This window comes from Ferrovibrio sp. (assembly GCF_046297595.1).
In the GTDB taxonomy this organism is placed as follows: Bacteria; Pseudomonadota; Alphaproteobacteria; order Ferrovibrionales; family Ferrovibrionaceae; genus Ferrovibrio.
The window spans coordinates 209,709-231,699 of the sequence record NZ_JBKBHT010000001.1 but is presented as its reverse complement, the minus strand read 5'-3'; the positions used below and the strand labels follow the sequence as shown (position 1 = coordinate 231,699).

Genomic DNA, 21,991 nt, shown 5'->3' with positions numbered 1-21,991 from the left:
AGGGCGGTGCGGCGCCCTGGGGAAACGGGTTTAAGCGGTTCGAACAACGGAAAACCCTTACTTGATAAAGCTGTCGTCGACCATCGGCTTCAGGTCGGGGATCTTCTTGATCACGCCGGATTCAAGCTGGATGTCGGCGGCTTCCTTCATGAAGGCCTGCAGGTCGCCCTTGAAATAGGCCTGGTTGGCGGCCTTGTCCTGCCAGGCGATGAACGCGGCCGACTTGGCGAAATCCGGGCCGGTCTGCTTCACCTTGGCGCCCATGATCTCGTAGGACTTGTCGGGTTCCTTCTTGATCATCTCCAGCGCGTCGAAGAAGCCGTTCACCACCGCCTGCACGGTCTTGGGGTTCTTCTTGATGTAGTCGGGCTGGAAGGCCAGCATGTCGACCACCACCGGATATTCGATCGTGGTGTGCAGGATCTTGCCCTTGTCCGGCGCATTGCGGATCGACGACAGATACGGCTCGTAGGTCGAGGCGGCATCGTACTGGCCGGCGACGAAGGCCTGCGCGGCCGGGTTCGGCGCCAGGGTGGCATACTGCACATCCTTCGGGCCCATGCCGTTGCGCTTCAGCATCACCATCAGCACGAAATACGGCGTGGTGCCGGCGCCGTCGACAGCAATGGTCTTGCCCTTCAGGTCCTTCACCGAATTGATGTTGTTGCGCACGGCCAGGCCGTCGCCGCCCTTCGACTTGTCGAGCAGCAGCACCTGGGTCAGCGGCACGCCGGCCGAGGTCCAGGCCACGAAGGTGTCGACCGTGGTCGCCACGGCCTGGGTGGCGCCGGCGGCCACCGTCAGGTGACGTTCCTTCTGCGGGATGAACTTGATCTCGACATCCACGCCGCGCTTCTTGAACAGGCCGGCATCGGCGGCGAGCGTCAGCGGCGCGAAGCCGGTCCAGCCGCTCATGCCCAGCACCACCTTCGGCATGTCCTGCGCCATGGCGGGTGCGCCGGCGAACAGGGCCAGGACAGCGGCGGTGCCCAGAATCTTCATCGTTTTCATGTGGTTGATCCCCCGGAAGGCTGCGGGCGGGGCCGCCATTGGCCCCGGCGCGAATGCCTAATTAAAAACCGTGCCGCGAAAGACGGCAAGTCAAATAATCATGTATAGACAACCTGACCGGCCCGGCCTTAGCCTATACTCGATTCAAGCCGCAGAATTGGGGATGCGCGTGGCCTATCGACTGACGCCCGGAACGCTCACACTTGCCGATCTGGCCGGGCTCTATCGCGGCGGTGCCTTTGGCCTGGAGATCGATGCTTCCGCCCGTGCGCCGGTCGAGGCCTCCGCCGAAGCCGTGGCGCGGGCCGCCGCCGGCGAAGCGGCCGTCTATGGCGTCAACACCGGCTTCGGCAAGCTGGCCCGTGTGCGCATCGCGCCCGATCAGGTGGCCGAATTGCAGCGCCGCCTGGTGCTCAGCCATGCGGTCGGCACCGGGCCGCTGCTGCCCGATGCCATCGTGCGTCTGATCCTGCTGCTGAAACTCAACTCCCTGGCCCAGGGCCTGTCGGGCGTGCACTGGAACACCATCGAAGCGCTTCGGGCCCTGCTCAATGCCGATGTGCTGCCCTGCGTGCCGGCGCAGGGCTCGGTCGGCGCTTCGGGCGACCTCGCGCCGCTGGCGCATCTGGTGCTGCCTTTGCTGGGTGAGGGCAGCGTGCGTATCGCCGGCCGCGAATGCCCGGCCGCCGAAGGTCTGGCGAAGGCGGGCCTGCAACCGCTCAAACTCGGCGCGAAGGAAGGCCTTGCGTTGCTCAACGGCACGCAGGTTTCCACCGCGCTGGCGCTGGCGGGTCTGTTCGCCGCCGAGGACGTGACGGCGGCGGCGCTGGTCACGGGCGCGCTGTCCGTCGATGCCGCCGCCGGCAGCGATACGCCATTCGATCCACGCATTCATGCCGCGCGGCGCCAGCCGGGCCAGATCGAGGTGGCGGCCCTGCTGCTGGAGCTGCTGGAGGGGTCCGATATCCGCGCTTCGCACCGCACCGGCGATGAGCGCGTGCAGGATCCCTACTGCCTGCGCTGCCAGCCGCAGGTGATGGGCGCGGCGCTCGATCTGCTGCGCCAGGCTGCCGCCACGCTGGAGCGCGAAGCCAACGGCGTTTCGGATAATCCATTGGTCTTTGGTGAAGGAGAAATCCTCTCCGGCGGCAACTTCCATGCCGAGCCGGTGGCCTTCGCCGCCGACATCATCGCCATCGCACTGGCCGAGATCGGCAATCTCTCCGAACGCCGCATCTCGCTGCTGGTCGATCCGGTCTTAAGCGGCCTGCCGGCCTTCCTGGCGCCCAATCCCGGCATCAATTCGGGTTTCATGATCGCGCAGGTGACGGCCGCCGCGCTGGCCTCCGAGAACAAGCAGCGCGCCCATCCGGCTAGCATCGACACCATCCCGACATCTGCCAACCAGGAAGACCATGTCTCCATGGCGGCCCATGCCGGTTATCGTCTGCTGGCCATGGCCGAGAACGCGGCCGGCATCATGGCGGTGGAATGGCTCTGTGCCGCGCAGGGCGTCGATCTGCGCGCACCGCTGCGCACCAGCAAGCATCTGCAGCAGGCGCAGAAACTGCTGCGCGATGCCGTGCCGATGATGGCCGAGGATCGCTGGCTGGCGCCGGATCTGGCGGCGGCCAAGACCATGGTGCGGGATGGCGCCCTGCGCGCCCTCCTGCACAGGCCGCTGCTGGGCTGACTTACTTCGGCAGGTCGGCCGAGGTCACGCGGCAGAATAACAGCGCCACGGCGAAGATGACGAAGGCGCTGCAGGCGCCGATGAGATAGAGCTGTTCGGTGAACGGCATGATGTGTCTCCCCCGGATTCGGTTGCCGATGTTTCTTGTGGCCGGAGGCTAGCCAGCGGCGTTCCGCGGCGGCTTTGATCTCGATCAAATCGGGTCGACGCGACAATGGATAGCGACTCGCTCTTTTTGCGCTGCGTCGAATCGCGATTGCGGCTGAAGCCGCGAATGACAAGGCTTTGGGCGACCTTTGTTGGCCTTGTTTGACGCGGTGGATGTGGTAACTGCTCTCACCCGCTGCGGATCGTCCGATTCTGTTTGGCGGGCGTATCCGCAGAATCTGGAGGGTGTGATGAACAAGGCTGATCTGATCGAAATCGTGCGCGAAACCGCCGGCACCACCAAGGCTGCCGCCGGCGACGCCGTGGATGCCGTCTTCGCGGCGATGGCGAAGTCGTTGAAGAAGGAAGGCGGCTTCACCATCGTCGGCTTCGGCACTTTCAAGGTGTCCAAGCGTGGCGCCCGCAAGGGCCGCAATCCGCAGACCGGCGAGACGATCAAGATCGCCGCCTCGAAGTCGGTGCGCTTCAAGGCGTCCAAGCAGCTCAAGGACACCCTCTGACCTGCACTTAAGACGCGCGGTACCGTCCGCGCCGGCATCTTTGACGAAAAGCCTGTCCTGCAAAGGACAGGCTTTTTCTGTTTTTACGGATTGCTGCCGGTCGCTCCCGCCCGCCATACTGGTCGCGGGGGGAAACGATCGTGGATTTTCTGCATCCGCAGCTCGAACGCCTGCTGGATTACTGGAACGACCGGCGACGCGGACGGCGCTTTCCGCTGCGCGAGGATATCGATCCGCTCGATATCGGTTACGCGCTGGGTCATGTGCTGCTGGTGGATGTGGAGCGCGAACCCGCCATCCGGTTCCGCTATCGCCTGTGGGGCACCGATCTGGCCCGCGACTACGGTCAGGAGATGACCGGTCGTTACGTCGACCAGCTGCAGCCGGCATCCTTCGCCGAGCGCGTCCATCAGCACTACCTGGAAGCGCTCGTCGCGGCCGAGCCTCAGCTTTACAAGTTCGACGATGTAATCGGCGAGCGCTGGTTCACCCACGAGCGCCTGCTGATGCCGCTCGGGCTCGGCGATGCGCCCGAGACGGTCGGCATGATCCTGGGGGCGATCTACCGCCGCCCGCTTGATCGGCAAAATTAAACGGGCCGCTTTTCAGGGCGGCCCGCCGTCGTTTTAGCCCAGATGCACCTTGAAGAAGCCGACCGCCTTCTGCCAGGCATCCTCGGCCTGCTCCTTGCGATAGCTCGGGCGGTAATCGGCATGGAAGGCATGCGGCGTGTCGGGATAGACGTAGAAGGTGTTGAACTTCTTCGCCGCCTCCAGCGCCGCCTTCATCTGCTCGACGGTGGCAACCGGGATGCCCTGGTCGGCGGCGCCATACAGGCCCAGCACCGGCGCTTTCAGGTCTTTGGCGATATCGACCGGATGTTTGGGCGTCAGCTCGCTGGCCTGGCCGACCAGGCGGCCATACCAGGCCACGCCGGCCTTCACCTTCGGGTTATGCGCGGCATAGAGCCAGGTGATACGGCCGCCCCAGCAGAAACCGGTGATGCCCAGCTTGTTGGCGTCGCCGCCATTCTTCGCCGCCCAGGCCGCCGTGGCGTCCAGGTCGGCCATCACCTGCGCGTCCGGCACCTTGCCGGCCACGGCCAGCGCGCCCTGCAGGTCGGTCACCTTGCTCATGTCGCCCTGGCGGGCATAAAGGTCGGAGGCGATGGCCTGATAGCCCAGCTTGGCGAAGCGGCGGCAGGTATCCTTGATGTATTCGTGCACGCCGAAGATTTCCTGCACCACAAGGATGGTGGGGAAGGGGCCGGCGCCGGCCGGCTGGGCGCGATAGGCCTTCATCATGCCGCCCTTGACTGGGATATCCACCTCGCCGGCATTGAGGCCGGTGGCATCGGTCTTGATCGCGGTCTGTGCCATCACCGGACCTGCGGCGACGGTGAAGCCGGTGATCAGGCTGGTGGCCATGAAGCCACGACGGTTGAAATCGACTTTGGGGACGAGGCTGAGCAGATCGGCGTTCATATGTTCCTCCGGTTGAGACGAAACGATCCCGTGGCGGACAGGCACGGTGGCATGCAGGGCGCCGGATTGTGGGCCGACGCGCCATCGCGCGGTGATAAAATCCGCGTGAAACCGTTCTCTTATCTGGAGCGCTTGGCCCGGACGGCCAGCCTCAGCCGGCGAAAAAGCTGTAGGCCAGTCCGACCAGCAGGAAGATGCCCAGCCAGGCAACGATGAAAAGCAGGATGCGCCGGCCGCCGACGGCGCCGGGCAGCCGCAGGACGGCCGGCATGATCAGCATTGCTGCCATCACCAGGGCGGCCAGGCGGAGCCAGTCGTTGTCGCTCATCGCCGGGGCCGGCGCTGGCGGTCAGTCTTTCTGGGAAACCTTGGTGCCAGCGGGGCGCTGGCACTGGCGGTACAGCCGCTCGGCATCGGGTTCCTTGAACGACAGGAACCGCATTTCCAGCGCGCTGACCACCTTGTAGGAGGGGTTGTCGGCCGCGGTGGGACCCTGGAACTTGGCCGGGGTCACATGCACCAGCGACAGCACGCGCTCGGCGCTGATGCGCATCTCGATCCGCTGGCCATCGCTCAGTTTCTCGCTGGCGCAGACCTTGCCCAGCTGATGGTCGAAATGCTTTACCCGGTCATAGCGCGGATCGGCGCTCACGTCGGGCAGCGGCGTGACGGCGGCGCTGGCCACCAGGGCAGGGCGGTATTTATGGAATTCGGCGGTGGCGAGTACGATGCTGCCGAAGGGGAAGAAAATCTCGACATCCTCAAGGCGGGCATGGTCGCCCATGCGGCCGTCCACCACAGGCAGTTCGACCACGCGGGCAGACGACATGCGGGTGATGTCGTCGTTCAGGCGGATCAGGTTGCGGTCGCCGCGTTCCTTGGCACGCTCGGCCTCGAACGGGATCAGGGCGGTGGGCTTGCCGCCTTTCTTCGACTGGGCCTGGGCGGCGCCGGTCGCGACGACGCCAGAGGCGGCAAGGCTGGCGGCAGCGGCCAGCAGCGCCACGGCGATTGTCGCATTCCGGAAACCGAACATTCCTTTATTCCCCCCTTGAAGGGCCTGCCGGTGAACCGCCGGCATTGTCGTCCCTGACTGCATGAGCGGCAGGCAGGTTAGTCGATTTTCCGAGTCGTGCCAAGACTCGATGTGTTATCAAATGGTTACCCCAAAATTTGGTGGTCTTCCGGGCTTTGCCATCGTGCCGTGTTGCAGGTAAGGTACGCGCCGTTTTGAACCGGTCGCAAGACCGGCCGTGTGTCCGGCTGTTCGTTCAGGGAGTCGCCTGTGGCCAATTTCATCGAGGAAGTCGACGAGGAAGTACGTCGCGACCGGCTGGAAAAAGCCTGGAAGCGGTGGAGTCCCTACGCCATCGGCCTCGTCGTCCTGCTGCTGATCGGCGTGGCCGGTCATCAGGTCTGGAAGAACTGGCAGGCCGAGAAGGCCGCCGCCGCCGTCGCTGCCTTCACTGCGGCGCTCGGTCAGGCGCAGGCGGGTAAGCCCGCCGATGCCGCGAAGGCCTTCGCCGACATGGCGGCCAGCGGCAAGGATGGCTATGCCCTGCTGGCCCGCTTCCAGCAGGCCGCCATGCTGATCGAGGCCAAGGACGCCGCCGGGGCCGTCGCCGCCTATGCCGCCATCGCCTCCGACAGCGGCATCGCTCAGCGCTTCCGCGATCTTGCCAATTACCTTGCCGCCTTCCACGGCTTCGACACGCTGGGCGTCGATGGCGTGCGCAAGCATGTCTCCGCGATCCCGGGCGACAGCCCGTGGTATGCCAATGGCCGCGAATTGCAGGCACTCGCCGAACTCAAGGCCGGCAACCGCGATGCCGCGCGCCAGCAGCTCACAACATTGGCTGACGATCCGCTGGTGCCGGCCGGCCTGCGCGGGCGCGCCGCCGAATTGCTGGCCGCCCTCGGCGGTCCGGTCCAGTAACTGCTCCAGCAACCGCCGCAGGCCGCCATGCAGATGGGTCATCCGATGTTCCGCTTCGCTGCCATCGCCGTCGCCGCCGTTGTGCTTGCCGGCTGCGACACGGTCTCCGACTGGTTTGCCGACGACCCCAAGCCGGTAGTCACCGGCGAGCGCATTTCCGTGCTGGCATTCGACAGCCAGCTCGATCCCGATCCACAACTGGCTGAAACGCCGGTCACGCTGCCCAAGCCGTGGCGCAATGCCGAATGGCCGCAGGCCGGTGGTTATCCCGGCCACGCCATGTATCACTTGGCCCTGGGCGATACGCTCCAGCGGGCGTGGACCGCGGATCTCGGCAGCAGCGCCGACGAGGAACAGAAAATCCTGGCCCAGCCCGTGGTGGCCGAGGGTCGCGTCTATGCGATGGATTCGGAAACCCGCGTCAGCGCCTTCGACGCCAGCACCGGCCGGCGCCTGTGGCGCGTCGAACTCACCCCGCGCAAGGAAGAAACGGGCGCCATCGGCGGCGGCCTGGCCGTGCATGCCGGCAAGGTGATCGTCACCACGGGTTACGGCGATGTCATTGCCTTGCAGGCCGCCACCGGCCTCGCGCATTGGGTCACCTCGCTCAAGCAGCCGATCCGTGGCGCTGCGGCGGCCGATGGCAACCGCGTCTTCGTCATCACCTACGATAATCAGGTGCATGCGCTCGACCTCGACCGAGGCAATGAATTGTGGACCTTCGCCGGCGTCGCCGAAACCGCGGGTTTCCTCGGCGCGGCCAATCCAGCCATCGAAGGCAATGTCGTCGTGGTGCCGTTCTCGTCGGGCGAACTGATCGCCCTGCGCGCCGATACTGGCGTCGTGGTCTGGAGCGAACAGTTGATCCGCGCCTCGGGCCGTATCAGTCAGGCCGGCGCATTGAACGACATTAATGGCCGTCCGGTCATCGACCGCGACCGCGTCTATGCCGTCAGCCAGTCGGGCCGTTTCGTCGCCCTCGACATGCGCAGCGGCGAACGCATCTGGGAACGCGTGATCCCCAGCATCCAGACGCCTTGGGCCGCCGGCGACTTCATCTATGCCGTGACCATCGACGCCGAGCTGCTCTGCCTGTCGCGTCGCGACGGCAAGGTGAAATGGATCCGCCAGCTGCGCCGTTACGAGGATCCCAAGGCCAAGACGAACAAGGGCATCATCACCTGGTATGGCCCGGTGCTGGCGGGCGACCGCCTGCTGCTGGCCTCCACCGACGAGCGCCTGTTTGCCGTGTCGCCCTATACCGGCGACCTGATCGGCCAGGTCTCGCTTCCCGACAAGGCCTCGGTCGCGCCGGTCGTGGCCGATGGCACGCTTTACGTCGTCACCGACGACGCGCAACTGATCGCGTATCGCTAAGGCAGGTCATGCCCGCAAAAGTCGCCATTGTCGGCCGGCCGAATGTCGGCAAGTCGACGCTGTTCAATCGCCTGGTCGGCCGGCGGCTCGCCATAGTCGACGATACGCCTGGCGTGACGCGCGACCGTCGCGAGGGCGCGGCGCATCTCGGCGATCTGGAATTCACTGCCGTCGATACCGCCGGCCTTGAGGAATCCGACGACGACAGCATGGCCGGCCGCATGCGGCTGCAGACCGAGGCCGCCGTGCGCGAGGCGGCGGCGGTGCTGTTCGTGATCGATGGCCGCGCCGGCGTCACCCCGCTGGACCGGCATTTCGCCAACTGGCTGCGCAAGCAGAAGCGCCCCGTGCTGTTGCTGGCCAACAAATGCGAGGGCGGCGCCGGCGGTTTCGGCGTGGCCGAGGCGCATGGCCTGGGCTTCGGCGATCCGATTCCGGTTTCGGCCGAGCATGGCGAGGGCATGTACGATCTCTCGCTGGCCTTGATGGAGCACATCGCGGGCAACACCGATGCCGTGCCGGCCGACGATGCCGACGAACTCGACATGGTGCAGGCCGATATCGACATCGATCCCGATGCCGAGGCGCCGGCCGAAGACCCCAACCGCCCGATCCAGCTCGCCGTGGTCGGGCGTCCCAATGCGGGCAAATCCACCCTGATCAACAAGCTGATCGGCAGCGACCGCCTGCTGACCGGCCCGGAGCCGGGGCTGACCCGCGATGCCATCGCCATCGAATGGGAGTACCAGGGCCGCCGGGTGAAACTGGTGGATACCGCCGGCATGCGCCGCAAGGCGCGCGTCGAGCACAAGCTGGAAAAGCTGTCGGTCGCCGACACGCTGCGCACCGTGCGCATGGCGCAGGTGGTGGTGCTGGCGCTCGATGCCGTGCTGGGCATGGACAAGCAGGACCTGACCATCGCGGATCATGTACTGCAGGAAGGCCGCGCGCTGGTCATCGCCGTGAACAAGTGGGACGCGGTGGAAGACCGTGCGCTGGCGCTGAAGGAGATCGAGGACCGGTTGCAGACCTCGCTGCCGCAGGCACGTGGCATTCCGGTCGTTACCTTCTCCGCGCTCACCGGCCGGCATCTGGATCGCCTGCTGCCCGCCGTGATGGCACAGTACGAGCGCTGGAACCGCCGCATCCCGACATCGCAGCTCAACCGCTGGCTGGAAGAGGTCACGACGCGCAATCCGCCGCCGCTGGCCGGCGGGCGCAGCGTGCGCATCCGCTACGCCACCCAGGTGAAGGCGCGGCCGCCGACCATCGCGCTGTTCGCGCCGCGCGCCGAATTCATTCCGGAATCCTACCTGCGCTACCTGATCAACGGGCTGCGCGAGGTGTTCGACCTGCAGGGCGTGCCGATCCGCATGCATCTGCGCAAGGGCAAGAATCCCTACGCCCGCGACGAGGACTGACGGTTAGCCTAGCAGCAGGCCGACCCAGGCCGCGCCCGCCACCAGCACCAGACCGGGTATGACGCGCAGGGCATAGGCCATGCCGCCGCCGATCCATGCGAAGACCGCCTTGCTGACCGAGTTGGTGGTGAATCCGACTATGATCGGCATGGCAGCCGCCTGCGGCTCCATCTGCAGCGAGGCCACCGAGATCGCCGCCGCATGGGTATCGGCAAAGCCGGCGGCGGCTGCAGCCGCCAGCACGCCGGCTGCGCCGAAATAATGCTGCAGTGCCGCCGCGGCAAACAGGATCACGGCCAGCAGGCTGGCGAAGACCAGCGCTCCCTTCAGGCTGAAGGCGCGGCCGGGTTCTTTTTCCTCGTCGCGGGCGCGCCGCAATGCATCGAAAGTGAAGATCGCCCCGTAGGCGATGGCGGCGGCACCGGCCAGCGCCAGCGGCAGCGCCATATGCAGCAGCACGGGCAGGCTGGTGGCGGCCAGCACCAGCGCCATCTGCACCACGGTGGCGACGGTGGACAGCACGGCGCCGGCAACGGCCGCGCTGCGCGCCTGTTCGTCGCGGGCACGCTGGCCCATCGCACCGATGGTCGCGGTGCTGGAAATGAAGCCGCCGGCGAAACCGGCGAGCGGCAGCCCGTAGCGTGAGCCCAGCGCCCGCACGGCGATATGGCCGATGCCGCCGATCGCCATGACCAGGATCACGACGATCCAGACCTTGGCCGGGTTGAAGGCTTCGAAGGGCCCCATCGCGCGGTCGGGTAGCAGCGGCAGGATCACCAGCGTAGCGCCGGCGAAGATCAGGGCATCGCGCAGCTCGTCGGCGGTCAGTGTCTGCCGCACGAAGGCATGCAGCGGCGTGCGCGCGGCCAGCAGGATGGCAGCGGTGACGCCGATGCCGGCTGCCAGAACGGGCTTCAGCATGCACAGGCCACCCAGCAGCACAGTCAGCACCAGCGCGATCTCGGAGGTGAGGCCGTAATTGTCGTCGCTGTCCGCGGCCTCGGCGGCAGATGCCTGGCGCTGGTAGGCGACGGCGCAGAGCAGGGCGGTACCGGCCACCGCCACCGTCAGCAGCAGCGCATCGCCGATGCTTTGCGCTGCGGCGCCGGCCAGGGCTGCGAGGGTGAAGGTGCGTATGCCGGCCACTGAACGCGCGCCCTTGCGGCGTTCGCGTTCGGCGCCGATCAGCAGGCCGATGCCAAGGGCAGCCGCGAATTTGACGATCTGGGGGTCCATTACGCGCAGTCCTCCGGAGAGCACCACGTGAAACTAGCACAGCCCGGGTCGGTTCCGTCAGTCCGGCGCGCCGCTAGTCCGGCCCCTGTTAGTTGGCCTGTCCTTCAATCTGGCAGCGTGTCGGGCAGTTCCGACAGCGGATAGATCTGCAAGGATTCGTTCGGGTGCGGCCGCGTGGCAGTATTCCAGTGCGTCTCGCGCTCGAAGCGGCTATAGCCGATCACGCCGAAAGGCGCGCCGTCGTCGTTCATCAGCGGCAGCATCAGCCGTTCGATCCGCAGCCCATGGGCCTTCGGCGCGCGGTTTTGCGGCTGGCCATGGATGATCGCCGGCGTGGCGGCGCAGCGCACCAGATGGTCCAGGCTGGTGCGGGCCAGGCGTTCATCGCCCCAGAGCTGGTTCACGTCGTTGCCGATGATGCTGCGGCCCCAGTAGAACAGGATCTCCTCGCCGGCGAGCGTGAGTCGCGCGTTGCGCAGGTCCGGATCGACGCGGAAAATCCAAAGATGCGGCAGGCAGTGGCGCAGGGCGATGGGGTCGATGTCGCGCCGGCGTGGCGGCAGCTTGCCGGTCGGTGCGTCCACCGGGCCGAAACGCGGCGCCGGCTGGCGCCATTGCGCCCAGCAGCGCAGGAAGGTGTGCATATTTGGGTCCCGAATCTCGGGCCAGCCATGGCCGGACGTGACGCGGGCGGGAAACAGGGACTGGGCGGTAAGGACTGACATGACTCGCTCCGGGGGCAGGTGGAGACGCTAGCGAGGCGGCGCCGGTCCGGGCAGTTGAAATCTGGTTACGCCACGCGACACGGGTATAGCCGGCCCGATTGACGCCCTGCGGCATATGCGGAAGACTGGACTGCGTTACGGGATTGTAACGAGGACCCATGGGCGACCGTTTTTTCCACAGCCGCCATCCCAATCTGGAAACCCTGCTGCGCCGGCCTCCGGCGATCTCCGGCCTGGTTCCGCCGCGCCTGGCTGGGATTGGCCACAATGGCGGCCCGCCGCTCGACATGTCGGGCGTTGCCGTGGCCTGGCGCCGCGCCCATGCCAGGGCCTGGAAGACGCCGCCGCGCGAGATCGTCGCCACGCGCCTGCGCCGGGCCGCGCGGCTCGGCCTGGATTATCGCGACGTGACGCTCGCCCTGCTGGATCATGGCTGCCACCTTTCGGTGCTGCTGCTGCCGCTGCATCATGTCGTTTCGGTGCTGCGGGATCGCGATGGCGGATTGCGCATCACGGCTGCGCCCGAGTTCGATGAGAAAATCGCCCGCCTCGACGGCCGGCTGTTCCTGCTGCTCGACGAGGCAATGACCGGCCCGCTCGATCCGCCCGCGCGCCGTGCGCTGCTGCGACAGATCAACCAGCGCCATGACGGCAAGGCCGAGGCTCTGCTCGTGCTGCCGTTCCGGCCGATGGATACCGATGCGCAGCGTGCCCAGCGCCTGCGCCGCCTGCTCAGACAACATGGCGCCACGCGCCAGGAATCTGTGCTGCTCGGCCAAACCTGGGCCGAGATCCGCCTGGCCGAGGCCGCCGGCCTGGGCCTGTTCAAATCCGTCGCGGAGTGGTTCGCCCCATGATGCTGCTCGCCGATATCCTGGTGGTGCTGATCGCGCTGCTGCATGTCTACATCCTGGTGCTGGAGATGGTGCTCTGGACCAGACCGGCCGGCCTGCGCGCCTTCAACAACACGCCGGAGAAAGCGCGCGACACGGCGGTGCTGGCCGCCAACCAGGGGCTCTATAACGGCTTCCTCGCCGCCGGGCTCGCCTTCGGCCTGCTCTACGCGCCGCTATACGGCGACGCGGCGGCCGCGCTGCACATCAAGAGCTTTTTCCTCGCCTGTATCGCCGTCGCCGGCCTCTATGGCGCGGCCACGGCGGCGCGCAAGATCCTGTATATCCAGACGCTGCCGGCGGTGCTGGCGCTGCTGCTGCTCTGGCTCTGAGCATCCGCGACAGTTCGGCCGGTACCGAACCATTCCCCGCCGCTTCCGCGCCATGATGCCCGGAGTCATCACTCCGGAGTCGTTTCATGTCTTTTGATGTCCAGTCTTTCGATGTCCAGTCTCTCGATCTGTTGGCGCTGTCCTGGATCGTCGCCGTCTTCCTGCTCGCCGGCATGGTGAAGGGCGTGATCGGCCTCGGCCTGCCCAGCATCTCGCTCGGCCTGCTGGCCGCCACGATGGACCTCACGCTGGCGATGATCCTGCTGCTGGCGCCCAATCTGGTCACCAACCTGTGGCAGGCCTTGCATGGCGGCCATCTGCGCGCGCTGCTGCTGCGGCTCTGGCCCTTCCTGCTCTGCGCCGGCATCGCCATCTGGCCCGGCACCGCTGCGCTCGGCGTGGTCGACGGCAAAATGCTGGCCGCTTTGCTCGGGTTGCTGCTCGTGGTCTACGCTTTGCTCGGGCTGCTGCGTCCGCCGCTGAAGCTCGCCGCGCGCCATGAAACCTGGGCCGGGCCGCTCACCGGCATCGTCAACGGCCTGTTCACCGGCCTGACCGGCAGCTTCGTGGTGCCCGGCGTGCCCTACCTGCAGGCGCTGGGCTTAAGCCGCGACCAGCTCGTGCAGGCCATGGGCCTCTTGTTCATGGCCTCCACCCTTGGCCTCGGCGCCAGCCTGGGCGGTCGCAGCCTGCTCGGGCCGGAACAGCTCGCGCTGTCCGCCGCCTGCCTGGTGCCGGCGCTGGCCGGCATGGCGCTGGGCCGCCGCCTGCGGCATCATCTGTCGGAAACCGCCTTCAAGCGCGTCTTCTATGCCGGCCTGCTGCTGCTCGGGCTGTATATTGTGCTGCGCTGGTTGCTGGGCTAGGCCACGCCAACACTGCCATGCGACTGGAAAGCCGGCCGCGCGACCAGCCTGTTGTAATAGGCGCCGACATGGGGGAAAGCGGGGCGTTCGTGTCCGGCGGTTTCCCCAAATTGCTCGACGGGCGTCATCATCCAGCGATGTACGCCCAGCCCCACGGGGATGTCGGCCAGCGTAAACTCCTGCGCAGCGATATGCCCGCCCGTCTTCTGCAACTGGCCGTCGATGATCGCCAGCATCGCGGCCCAGCTTTTCAGCGAAGTCTCGACCTGCTTCGCGTCGTCGAAACCCGGCGCGCGGCGGGCCAGCGCCAGGAAGGCATAACGCCAGGCGGCGTTGAAGTCGGTGGCCTGCCAGTCGATCCACTGCTCGACCCGCGCCCGCTCGCGGGCATGTTGTGCATCGGCGCGCGGCAGCAGGTCGAAGCGTTCCTCGCGCGCCGCCAGCCAGCGCAGGATGGCGTTCGACTCCCACAGCACGAAATCGCCATCCACCACCACCGGCACCAGACGGTTGGGATTGAGTGCGGCGAAGGCCGGATCGTCGGTGCTTTGGAAACCCGCACCCCAGTCCTCGCGGACATAGGGCACGTCCATCTCGGCGCAGGCCCACAGAACCTTGCGCACGTTGATCGACGAGGCCTTGCCCAGAATCTTCAGCATGGCGGCAGACTAGGCCGCCAGACGCGCCATTCAAGCGCGGAATTGTCGCCTGACATTGGGGGCTTGCGCGGAACCATCGCCATCCGCCGGCGTTGGTCAACCCATGACCGATCCCCTCGATCTTTTACTGGTGGCCGGCCGCACCGCGCTGGTCTATGGCGTGGTGTTCGGGCTGCTGCGCCTGATCGGCCAGCGCCAGATCGGACAGACCACACCATCCGACCTCGTGGTTCTGCTGCTGGTGAGCGAGGCCGTGCAGAATGCCATGCTGGGCGGCGACGAGACGCTGGCCGGCGGCATCGTCTCGATGGCCACCCTGCTGCTGGTCGGCTGGTCGATCCAGCAGCTCACATTGCGTTTCCCCCGGCTGGAACGCTGGATCGAGGGCAATGCCAGCGTGGTGGTGGAGCAGGGCCGCATCGACCGCAAAGCCGTGCGCGCGCAGAGGATCAGCGAGGATGACCTGATCGCCAGCCTGCGCGCCCATGGCCTGGCCAGCCTGGACGAGGCCAGCATGGTGGTGATCGAATCGAACGGCCGCGTCAGCGTGCTGAAACGCCCGCCCGATGCGCGTTTCGATCCGCGCCGCTAGATCGCCTTCACGCCGCCTGCCGGTCTCCCGCCTGCCGCGCCACCGCCGCGCGCACGCCCTCCAGCCGCGCCAGCGCATGCGGGTTCTGCTCAGGGTGTGTGAGGATCAGCGGCTCGTCGGCTTCGATGCCGGCCAGCACGCGCGCGGCGAAGTCTTCGCCCTCCATCGGGTTTTCCAGCTGCGCCGCAAAGGCCGCCTCGATGCGCGCCAGCATCTCGGGCGGCGTGCGGCTCTGGCCCGCCAGCGCCTGCGGCCGGTTGCGCACCGACTCCTTGATGCGCGAACGCACCACGCCGGGGCACACAGCCGAGACGCGGATGCGCGACTGCACGATGGCCAGTTCCTGCGCCAGGCTTTCGCTCAGGCCCACCACGGCATGCTTGGACGCCGTATAGGCCGTGAGAAACGGCGGCGCGGTGAGGCCCGCCAGCGATGCCACGTTCAGCACATGGCCCGCAGCATGGCCGGCCCGCTCGCGCGCCAGCATGCCCGGCAAAAAGGCGCGCAGGCCGTTCACCACGCCGAACACGTTCACGCCGAACACCCAGGGCCAGTCGTTGGGGTGGCTGTCCCACACGGGCCCGAGCAGTCCGCCCACGCCGGCATTGTTTACCAGCAGGTCCACGCCGCCGAAGCGCGAGGCCACTTCATGGGCCAAAGCCGTCATGGTGGCGGCATCGCTCACATCGGCGGTGAAGGCGGCCACGCTGCCGCCCGGCTGCATGGCGGCAAGCTCCTCTGCGGCGGCATTCAGCGCCGGCGCCTCGATATCCACCAGCGCGATGGTCACACCGCGCGCGAGCAGGGCCTTGGCAAGGGCAAAGCCGATCCCGCTGGCGCCGCCGGTGATGACGGCCACCTGTCCAGTCCCGATTTTCATGGTCTTGTCTTTCTGCCTGAGAGGCTGGTCTGTAGGTCTTGTTATGGAATGTCGCCGGGCAGGGCGGCGGTGAACCGGCCAAGCAGCTCGGCCAGCATGGCGATCTCGTCGGAATCCCAGCGGTCGCGGAACACTTCGGCCGCCTTGCGCTTCAGCGTCTTCTCGGCTTCCTCCACGCGGGTGAGGCCGGTCTTGCTCAGCACCACATAGCCCACGCGGGCATCGCGCGGATCGGCCTCGCGCTTCACGAAGCCGGATTTCTCCAGCGGCAGGCACATGCGCGTGATGGTGGACTGGCTGGTGTGCAGGCGCTGCGCCAGGTCGACGCGGCGCAGGCGATGCAGGGGCGCATGGGCCAACTGCATCAGCAGCAGCAGTTCATTCAGCCCCAGGCCATGCACCGAATTGAGTTCGGGGTTCAGCCGGGCATCGAGGAAGGCCTGGGCGCGGAACAGGCGCAGCAGGGCGGAGAGGGCGGTGGCGTTGCTCATGCCGCCGGATATATACCGATATGCTTCCTAATGCAAGTAATATCCCATATTCGCTATTGAACGGTTGTCCATGAAGGAATCGGCGAGAGATAGTAAAAATAGATATAAGCTCTATGTTCTTTTTCTGTTCATCTAGTAAAACGCATCCCTATGAGGACCTTTTTAGGCAGCGCAACTTCCCGAACTACGCCGTAAGCAATCAATTTCCGGGAAATTCGTGAGGAAGGGTGCGGCAATACGACACACTTAACAAAATAAGACGTTGACTTATATGTCAATACGATCTGAGATTAATCACAGATGCGGGCAGGGGCGGCTGCATCACCTTCCTCATGCCCTTACTGGGTCACCATCGGTAAGGCATATCTTCGTGTCGACAGAACTTCTCACCGAACTGACCTCGCCGTCGCCCGCATTGGCGCAGCGTATGGGATTCCTTCGTGCTGATTTAGACAAATTCACGGAAGGGCAACTTCTCAGTGTTGGGCAGCACCCCTTTAAGAAGAAGAAAACGGCCTATCTGTGTCGGTTGAGCCCTCCCATGGACGAAGTGTGGGAAATTAGGAGTTGTGATCCGCGACCAGGCATTCGAGTGTTCGGACGATTTTGTGAATACGACACTTTTCTCGCACTCATGCATTTCCACAGGGAAGACTTAGGCGGACCTGACGATCCCGCTTGGCCTCAAATTGTTAACAAGTGTAAGGCTGAATGGCGAAAGCTGTTTCCCACTTATGATCCGCACACAGGGGACACTCCTCATGACTACGTCTCAAACATCTTTCTTGTCTGAGATTCAGGTTGGTGACCCAATTCCTGAACATAAGTTGGCGTACCTTCGTCAACGGACAAAGAATCGTTTTTATGAATATGTATTGAAGAAATTTTTGACCGCACAAGCCAATGGGCTTTCGCAGGCGGAATTGGCGCGTAGGATTAACAAGCGTCCGGATGTATTGAATCGTTTACTCGGAGCGCCAGGCAATTGGACATTCGAAACGCTGAGCGACCTATTAGTGGGTATCTGTGCAGAAGAGGTAGACCCTGCGTCTTCATCACTTCTCAATCGACCATCTCGAAATTTGAATGGACCCCACTGGATGGAACTAAAATCGGCTGTTATCTCGGGCAGCCCAAAAAATATCGCAGTAATTTCGTTTCCTAACGATCAAGCCAAATGACTACGCAGAAGAAAAAAATAAAAGTTCTCTTCGCGCTTATTTGTGATGACGCAAGAAGAGAAGATAATGGGAAAGAGATTCTTATTGGTGTCTATAGCGGCGGAATGATGTTTCCGTCTCTACCAGTGAATGTAATAATTAATATTTGGATGCGCGTTATATATGAAGGCGAAGGGGAGTATAACGCTGATCTTCAAGTGATCGATCAAGATGGTGCCTTGATTACAAAAGGCGAGGATATGCGTTTCCCAATGAAAGATAATAAAGATCCGGGAACAATAGTAATCCAAGGTGTGCCGATCAGTGTGAAGAAGCCAGGCAATTTGACATTTCAGTGGCGGCACAAAGATGACAATTCTTGGACTACAATTGTCGAAATACCGGTAGGTATTGTAAAGTCACCAAAATAAGGAACGATTGTTCGAAAAGGCTTAGCGGAAAGGCGGCTATGCCGTTGCTGCCAGTCTCCCCAAATCCTCCTTCACCATCGCCGCGTCCTTCTCAAACATCGTGTCGTCCATCTCCGGCTGGCGATAAAGCGTCAGCACGATCTCGCAGCCGCGGTTGTTGCGCAGCAGGCGCAGCGGCACTTCGATGATCCGGCCACCGGCCAGGATCACGCGATGGTCGAACACGCCATGGTCGTTCGGCGGCGTGAATACGACTGTAGCCACGCTGCCGTCCGGCTGGATCGCGCGCCAGGCGCCGCCCAGCCCATGAAGATCCGGCGCGCGTTCCAGCCGGCCCAGGCCCCTGGCCCAGGCCGGCCAGTTGTCCGGATTGCTGAGGAAGGCGTTCACCTGCTCGAACGGCCGGTCGATGGTCGCGCCGATATGGCGGGCGGGCAGGGGCGGGGCCTGCGAGGGGGCGGGCAGCATGGCTGTCTCCTTGCCGGAATGGTAAGTTCGTGTTATGTTCTCATGGATCGGCCGGCCTGTCCAGCCAGCAGGCCTGCAAACCGGTCGCAACAGTCCGTTCAAGTCATTTCAATAAGTTAAGGCATCAAAACATGCGCAAAACGATGCAAAACACGCCTGACCAGAAGCAAAACCGCCGCGGCCGGGTGCAGTTCCGCCGCCATCTTTTCTTGTCCGGCGGCAAAGCGCGGGTATAGTCCGCCGCGCCCGCACATATATAGACGTCATGACCGCACCCGCCCTGAACTCTCTCGGTTTCCCGAAGGCCCCCGCGTCCACACGCGTGGTGGTGGCCATGTCGGGCGGCGTGGATTCCTCGGTGGTCGCCGGCCTGCTGGTCCGGCAGGGCTATGAGGTCATCGGCATCACGCTGCAGCTTTACGATCACGGCGCGGCGATTTCGCGCAAGGGTGCCTGCTGCGCCGGGCAGGATATCCATGATGCGCGCAATGTAGCCGAGCGCCTGGGCATCCCGCATTACGTGCTGGATTACGAAAGCCGCTTCCGCCAGTCGGTGATCGACGAATTCGCCGACAGTTACGTGCGCGGCGAAACGCCGATCCCCTGCATCCGCTGCAACCAGCGGGTCAAGTTCCGCGACCTGCTGCAGACCGCCCGCGACCTGGGCGCCGACTGCCTCGCCACCGGCCATTACGTGCAGCGCGTGGTGAGTGAAGGCGGTCAGGCGCAGCTTTTACGCGGCGCCGATCCGCGCCGCGATCAGAGCTATTTCCTCTATGCCACCACGCCGGAGCAGCTGGATTACCTGCGCTTCCCGCTGGGTCATATGGAAAAGCCCGAGGTGCGCAGACTGGCCGAAGACTTCGGCCTCGCGGTGGCCGACAAGCCGGACAGCCAGGATATCTGCTTCGTGCCCAATGGCGATTATGCCTCGGTGGTGACCAAGCTGCGGCCCGAAGCCGCCGAGCCGGGCGAGATCGTGGACGAGGCCGGTCGCGTGCTGGGCCGGCACGATGGCGTGATCCATTTCACCGTGGGCCAGCGCAAGGGGCTGGGCATCGCCGGGCCTGAACCGCTTTATGTGCTGCGGCTGGATGCGGCGAAACGCCATGTGGTGGTGGGGCCCAAGGCATCGCTGGCGCGCAGTGTGGTTTACCTGCGCGAGCTCAACTGGCTGGGCGATCCGATCCCCGCCGATGGCCTGGCCGTGAGCGTGAAGCTGCGCTCGGCCCAGCCTGCCGTGGCGGCGACGATCTTCGCCGATGACAACAATGCCGCGCGGCTGGAGCTGTTCGAACCCGAATACGGCATCGCGCCCGGCCAGGCCGGCGTGGTGTATCAGGGCGAACGCATGCTGGGCGGCGGCTGGATCGCGCGGACTGCGGGCAAATCCGTGCCCGCGAAAGCCGAAATCGCGGCGTAGAAACAAGGTGTTGCGGCGCGCTTGACATCCCGGGCGATGCCTCGTATTCCATGCGCCGCCGAAGACGGTAAGGCTGGATAGCTCAGTTGGTAGAGCAAGGGACTCATAAGCCCTGGGTCGGCAGTTCAAATCTGCCTCCAGCCACCATCTTCCGCCCGATCTTTCCGAAAATCTAAAGCAGCAGGCCGTCCACCAGCAGGCGGCCCTTCGCATCCTCCACCTCGATCACATAGAGGTCGGGGTCGCGCTTCACGGCTTTTTCGATCAGGGCTTCGGCGGCGGCATCCTCAAGTCTTTCGGCCCCGCCCATCTTCAGCCAGCCGGCCCGGCCCTCGGCGTCGCGCGCCTGGCCCAGCAGGATCGCCTCGTTGATGCCGGTGCTGATCTTCAGCAGCACCGTGCCGGCATCGGGGTCGCCCTTGCGGCGGATATAGGCCGGGATGGTCTCCAGGTCGTAGCGGCGCAGGATGGCCTGCACCAGCAGCTTGGTTTTCAGGCGCGGCTCGCTCATGCCGGCAACCTGCCCCTGTTCGCTGTCGCCTGCAAGGCTGCGGTAGCAGGGTAGGGGTTCGCTTTGCTAGACTGGCCCGCGATGAATCAGCTCAAGCCCGAGATCGAGACGGAAGCCGCGGGGCGCCCCACCCTCGCCATCACCCTGCGCCAGAGCATCGCCGACCTGATCCTGTCGGGCGCGCTGCCGCCCGGCACGCGGCTGGAGGAACAGGATCTGGCCGACCGTTTCGGCGTCTCCCGCACGCCGGTGCGCGAGGCCCTGAAGGCACTGGTGGAAACCGGGCTGGTGGATATCCGGCCTCATCGCGGCGCCCTGGTGGCGATCCCCTCGCGCCAGCACATGCACGACCTGTTCGAGGTGATGCGCGAACTGGAATCGATCTGCGCCCGCTATGCCGCCCAGCGCATGACGGCGGCCGAACGCAAGACGCTCGAAGACCTGCACGAGCGCTCGCGCCTGATGGTGCGCGACGGCGAGGCCGAGGCCTATGCCGCGCTCAATGTCGACTTCCACACCGTGATCTACGAGGGTACCCATAACCAGGCGCTGGTGGAAAACACCGCCGCCGTGCGCCGCCGCCTGTCGCCGTTCCGCCGCGCGCAGTTCCGCCTGGTCGGCCGGCTCGCCAGCTCGTTCGCCGAACACGATGCGGTGGTGAAGGCGATCCTGCAGGGCGATGCGCCGGCCGCCGAACAGGCAATGATCCGCCATATCGGCGCCGCCGACGTGACGGCGGAAGAGTTCACCCGCCAGTCTTAGCTGTTCGGCTTCGCGGCCGCTTCCTCGCGCGCCTTCACGCGTTCGCGGTGCAGCACATACAGGCCGCTCGCCACCACGATCACGATGCCGGCAAAGGCCAGCAGGTTGGGGATGTCGCCCCAGACCAGGAAACCCGACAGCAAAGCCCAGATCAGGCCGGTGTAACGGAACGGCCCCACCGTGGCGAGGTCGCCATGGCGGAAGGCATCCACGATCAGCAGATAGCCGCCGATCAGGAACACGCCGGCGCCCGCCAGCAGCAACACCTGCAGCCAGGTTACCGCCACCCAGCCTTCCCAGGCGCTCAGCGCCAGCGCGCCCAGCAGCACGAATATCGCGTTGGTCAGCGTGATCACCAGCGAGGGAATGGTGTGGTCGATGCGTCGCGTGGTCAGGTCGCGCGCCACGATGAACACCACGGCGGCAATCGCCAGCAGGGAATAGGCGTTGAAACCCTCGGCCTCGGGCTGCACGATCAGCAGCACGCCGATGAAACCGGCGGCGATGGCGCTCCAGCGCCGCCAGCCAACCGGCACGCTCATGAATACGGCCGCCGCCGCCGTCATCGCCAGCGGCGTGGCCATGTTGATGGCGGTGACGTTGCCGATCGGCATGTGGAACAGTGCCAGCAGGTAGCACAGCGTGGCGATCACATCGATCAGGCTGCGCGCGATCACCACGCGATCGGCGGCGCGGCGGATATGCGCGGCCTGGCCGGTCATCACGATCAGCAGCACGATCAGTCCGGCTGCCATGATGTTGCGCATGGCGATCAGCTGGCCGGTCGGCACCGAGGCGCTGGCCAGCTTGATCAGCGTGTCGTTGATGATAAAGGCGGCCATGCCCAGGATCATCGAGGCCACGCCGCGGCGCGTGCCATAACCGAACAGGCGGGCGTAAAGCGGGGCGGGCAGGGCGGCGAGCGAGGCGGGGGGAGACATCAGCGCGTGTTATGGTTGCTTGATCCGGCAC

Annotated in this window: 26 protein-coding genes and 1 tRNA gene; 15 read left to right on the top strand and 12 right to left on the bottom strand. The window is 65.2% G+C overall.

Features of this window, described 5'->3' with window-relative positions; all coding sequences use genetic code 11:
* Positions 1 to 57 precede the first annotated feature (57 nt).
* Positions 58 to 1,011 (bottom strand): ABC transporter substrate-binding protein, encoded by a 954-nt coding sequence (locus ACK4FJ_RS01215; RefSeq protein WP_409762786.1) that lies wholly within the window; start codon positions 1,009 to 1,011, stop codon positions 58 to 60.
* A gap of 163 nt (positions 1,012 to 1,174) precedes the next feature.
* Between ACK4FJ_RS01215 and hutH the strand changes: the two genes are divergently transcribed.
* The 3 genes from hutH to ACK4FJ_RS01200 all read left to right on the top strand — a co-directional run bounded on the left by hutH (position 1,175) and on the right by ACK4FJ_RS01200 (position 3,965).
* Complete coding sequence (gene hutH, locus ACK4FJ_RS01210; protein ID WP_409762783.1) at positions 1,175 to 2,704, top strand: histidine ammonia-lyase; 1,530 nt, start codon at positions 1,175 to 1,177, stop codon at positions 2,702 to 2,704.
* Between the two features lie 398 nt (positions 2,705 to 3,102).
* The gene (locus ACK4FJ_RS01205) at positions 3,103 to 3,372 is read left to right on the top strand and encodes an HU family DNA-binding protein (RefSeq protein ID WP_409762780.1); all 270 of its coding nucleotides are present in this window, start codon (positions 3,103 to 3,105) and stop codon (positions 3,370 to 3,372) included.
* A gap of 140 nt (positions 3,373 to 3,512) precedes the next feature.
* Positions 3,513 to 3,965, top strand: a complete 453-nt coding sequence (locus ACK4FJ_RS01200; protein ID WP_409762777.1) for a PAS domain-containing protein — start codon at positions 3,513 to 3,515, stop codon at positions 3,963 to 3,965.
* A gap of 33 nt (positions 3,966 to 3,998) precedes the next feature.
* On the opposite strand, the gene ACK4FJ_RS01195 is transcribed toward ACK4FJ_RS01200, so the two are convergent.
* The 3 genes from ACK4FJ_RS01195 to ACK4FJ_RS01185 all read right to left on the bottom strand — a co-directional run bounded on the left by ACK4FJ_RS01195 (position 3,999) and on the right by ACK4FJ_RS01185 (position 5,892).
* Complete coding sequence (locus tag ACK4FJ_RS01195; RefSeq protein WP_409762774.1) at positions 3,999 to 4,856, bottom strand: dienelactone hydrolase family protein; 858 nt, start codon at positions 4,854 to 4,856, stop codon at positions 3,999 to 4,001.
* A 151-nt stretch (positions 4,857 to 5,007) separates the two neighbouring features.
* Positions 5,008 to 5,184 carry a hypothetical protein gene (locus ACK4FJ_RS01190; protein WP_409762771.1) on the bottom strand — a complete coding sequence of 59 codons (177 nt, stop codon included), beginning with the start codon at positions 5,182 to 5,184 and terminating at the stop codon, positions 5,008 to 5,010.
* A gap of 21 nt (positions 5,185 to 5,205) precedes the next feature.
* Positions 5,206 to 5,892 (bottom strand): hypothetical protein, encoded by a 687-nt coding sequence (locus tag ACK4FJ_RS01185; RefSeq protein WP_409762768.1) that lies wholly within the window; start codon positions 5,890 to 5,892, stop codon positions 5,206 to 5,208.
* Positions 5,893 to 6,141: 249 nt separating this feature from the next.
* Between ACK4FJ_RS01185 and ACK4FJ_RS01180 the strand changes: the two genes are divergently transcribed.
* From ACK4FJ_RS01180 to der, 3 genes are read left to right on the top strand one after another with little or no spacing between them, the layout of a single operon-like run.
* Positions 6,142 to 6,792 (top strand): tetratricopeptide repeat protein, encoded by a 651-nt coding sequence (locus ACK4FJ_RS01180; protein WP_409762765.1) that lies wholly within the window; start codon positions 6,142 to 6,144, stop codon positions 6,790 to 6,792.
* A 27-nt stretch (positions 6,793 to 6,819) separates the two neighbouring features.
* Positions 6,820 to 8,169 (top strand): PQQ-binding-like beta-propeller repeat protein, encoded by a 1,350-nt coding sequence (locus ACK4FJ_RS01175; RefSeq protein WP_409762762.1) that lies wholly within the window; start codon positions 6,820 to 6,822, stop codon positions 8,167 to 8,169.
* A gap of 8 nt (positions 8,170 to 8,177) precedes the next feature.
* Positions 8,178 to 9,590, top strand: a complete 1,413-nt coding sequence (gene der, locus ACK4FJ_RS01170; RefSeq protein WP_409762759.1) for a ribosome biogenesis GTPase Der — start codon at positions 8,178 to 8,180, stop codon at positions 9,588 to 9,590.
* A gap of 3 nt (positions 9,591 to 9,593) precedes the next feature.
* Here the strand turns inward: der and ACK4FJ_RS01165 are convergent, their stop codons facing one another.
* Together ACK4FJ_RS01165 and ACK4FJ_RS01160 are read right to left on the bottom strand one after the other, a co-directional pair.
* Entirely contained in the window at positions 9,594 to 10,826 is a 1,233-nt protein-coding gene (locus ACK4FJ_RS01165; protein WP_409762756.1) for an MgtC/SapB family protein, read from the bottom strand.
* 104 nt (positions 10,827 to 10,930) lie between these two features.
* Positions 10,931 to 11,551 (bottom strand): PAS domain-containing protein, encoded by a 621-nt coding sequence (locus ACK4FJ_RS01160; RefSeq protein WP_409762753.1) that lies wholly within the window; start codon positions 11,549 to 11,551, stop codon positions 10,931 to 10,933.
* A gap of 158 nt (positions 11,552 to 11,709) precedes the next feature.
* Here ACK4FJ_RS01160 and ACK4FJ_RS01155 point away from each other — a divergent pair, with 158 nt between their 5' ends.
* From ACK4FJ_RS01155 to ACK4FJ_RS01145, 3 genes are all read left to right on the top strand, one after another.
* Positions 11,710 to 12,408 (top strand): hypothetical protein, encoded by a 699-nt coding sequence (locus ACK4FJ_RS01155; RefSeq protein ID WP_409762750.1) that lies wholly within the window; start codon positions 11,710 to 11,712, stop codon positions 12,406 to 12,408.
* On the top strand, positions 12,405 to 12,776 hold the full coding sequence (locus ACK4FJ_RS01150) for a DUF1304 domain-containing protein (RefSeq protein WP_409762747.1): 372 nt from the start codon (positions 12,405 to 12,407) through the stop codon (positions 12,774 to 12,776). The genes ACK4FJ_RS01155 and ACK4FJ_RS01150 overlap by 4 nt, the downstream gene beginning before the upstream one ends.
* An 86-nt stretch (positions 12,777 to 12,862) precedes the next feature.
* Complete coding sequence (locus ACK4FJ_RS01145) at positions 12,863 to 13,642, top strand: sulfite exporter TauE/SafE family protein (RefSeq protein WP_409762744.1); 780 nt, start codon at positions 12,863 to 12,865, stop codon at positions 13,640 to 13,642.
* Here the strand turns inward: ACK4FJ_RS01145 and ACK4FJ_RS01140 are convergent.
* Positions 13,639 to 14,301, bottom strand: coding sequence for a glutathione S-transferase family protein (locus tag ACK4FJ_RS01140; protein ID WP_409762741.1), 663 nt, complete (start codon positions 14,299 to 14,301; stop codon positions 13,639 to 13,641). The two genes, ACK4FJ_RS01145 and ACK4FJ_RS01140, sit on opposite strands and share 4 nt — an antisense overlap.
* 103 nt (positions 14,302 to 14,404) lie before the next feature.
* Here ACK4FJ_RS01140 and ACK4FJ_RS01135 point away from each other — a divergent pair, with 103 nt between their 5' ends.
* Positions 14,405 to 14,893, top strand: coding sequence for a DUF421 domain-containing protein (locus ACK4FJ_RS01135; RefSeq protein WP_409762738.1), 489 nt, complete (start codon positions 14,405 to 14,407; stop codon positions 14,891 to 14,893).
* Between the two features lie 7 nt (positions 14,894 to 14,900).
* Here the strand turns inward: ACK4FJ_RS01135 and ACK4FJ_RS01130 are convergent, their stop codons facing one another.
* Positions 14,901 to 15,773 (bottom strand): SDR family NAD(P)-dependent oxidoreductase, encoded by an 873-nt coding sequence (locus ACK4FJ_RS01130; protein ID WP_409762735.1) that lies wholly within the window; start codon positions 15,771 to 15,773, stop codon positions 14,901 to 14,903.
* 41 nt (positions 15,774 to 15,814) lie between these two features.
* Entirely contained in the window at positions 15,815 to 16,264 is a 450-nt protein-coding gene (locus ACK4FJ_RS01125) for a MarR family winged helix-turn-helix transcriptional regulator (RefSeq protein ID WP_409762732.1), read from the bottom strand.
* Positions 16,265 to 17,025: 761 nt separating this feature from the next.
* Between ACK4FJ_RS01125 and ACK4FJ_RS01120 the strand changes: the two genes are divergently transcribed.
* Positions 17,026 to 17,445: a hypothetical protein gene (locus tag ACK4FJ_RS01120; RefSeq protein ID WP_409762729.1), complete on the top strand. Its 420-nt coding sequence runs from the start codon at positions 17,026 to 17,028 to the stop codon at positions 17,443 to 17,445.
* Complete coding sequence (locus ACK4FJ_RS01115) at positions 17,442 to 17,855, top strand: DUF6941 family protein (RefSeq protein WP_409762726.1); 414 nt, start codon at positions 17,442 to 17,444, stop codon at positions 17,853 to 17,855. Before ACK4FJ_RS01120 ends, ACK4FJ_RS01115 begins: the two co-directional genes overlap by 4 nt.
* Before the next feature lie 36 nt (positions 17,856 to 17,891).
* Here the strand turns inward: ACK4FJ_RS01115 and ACK4FJ_RS01110 are convergent, their stop codons facing one another.
* Entirely contained in the window at positions 17,892 to 18,323 is a 432-nt protein-coding gene (locus ACK4FJ_RS01110) for an SRPBCC family protein (protein WP_409762723.1), read from the bottom strand.
* Positions 18,324 to 18,603: 280 nt separating this feature from the next.
* Here ACK4FJ_RS01110 and mnmA point away from each other — a divergent pair, with 280 nt between their 5' ends.
* Together mnmA and ACK4FJ_RS01100 are read left to right on the top strand one after the other, a co-directional pair.
* Positions 18,604 to 19,746, top strand: a complete 1,143-nt coding sequence (gene mnmA / locus ACK4FJ_RS01105; RefSeq protein ID WP_409764859.1) for a tRNA 2-thiouridine(34) synthase MnmA — start codon at positions 18,604 to 18,606, stop codon at positions 19,744 to 19,746.
* Positions 19,747 to 19,817: 71 nt separating this feature from the next.
* Positions 19,818 to 19,893: transfer RNA gene (locus tag ACK4FJ_RS01100), tRNA-Met, on the top strand.
* 25 nt (positions 19,894 to 19,918) lie between these two features.
* Here the strand turns inward: ACK4FJ_RS01100 and ACK4FJ_RS01095 are convergent.
* Positions 19,919 to 20,257 (bottom strand): DUF1491 family protein, encoded by a 339-nt coding sequence (locus ACK4FJ_RS01095; protein ID WP_409762720.1) that lies wholly within the window; start codon positions 20,255 to 20,257, stop codon positions 19,919 to 19,921.
* A gap of 81 nt (positions 20,258 to 20,338) precedes the next feature.
* Here ACK4FJ_RS01095 and ACK4FJ_RS01090 point away from each other — a divergent pair, with 81 nt between their 5' ends.
* A complete protein-coding gene (locus ACK4FJ_RS01090; protein ID WP_409762717.1) occupies positions 20,339 to 21,019 on the top strand; it encodes a GntR family transcriptional regulator in 681 nt (226 codons plus the stop codon).
* Here ACK4FJ_RS01090 and ACK4FJ_RS01085 read toward each other — a convergent pair.
* Positions 21,016 to 21,960: a DMT family transporter gene (locus tag ACK4FJ_RS01085; RefSeq protein ID WP_409762714.1), complete on the bottom strand. Its 945-nt coding sequence runs from the start codon at positions 21,958 to 21,960 to the stop codon at positions 21,016 to 21,018. The two genes, ACK4FJ_RS01090 and ACK4FJ_RS01085, sit on opposite strands and share 4 nt — an antisense overlap.
* Positions 21,961 to 21,991 lie beyond the last annotated feature (31 nt).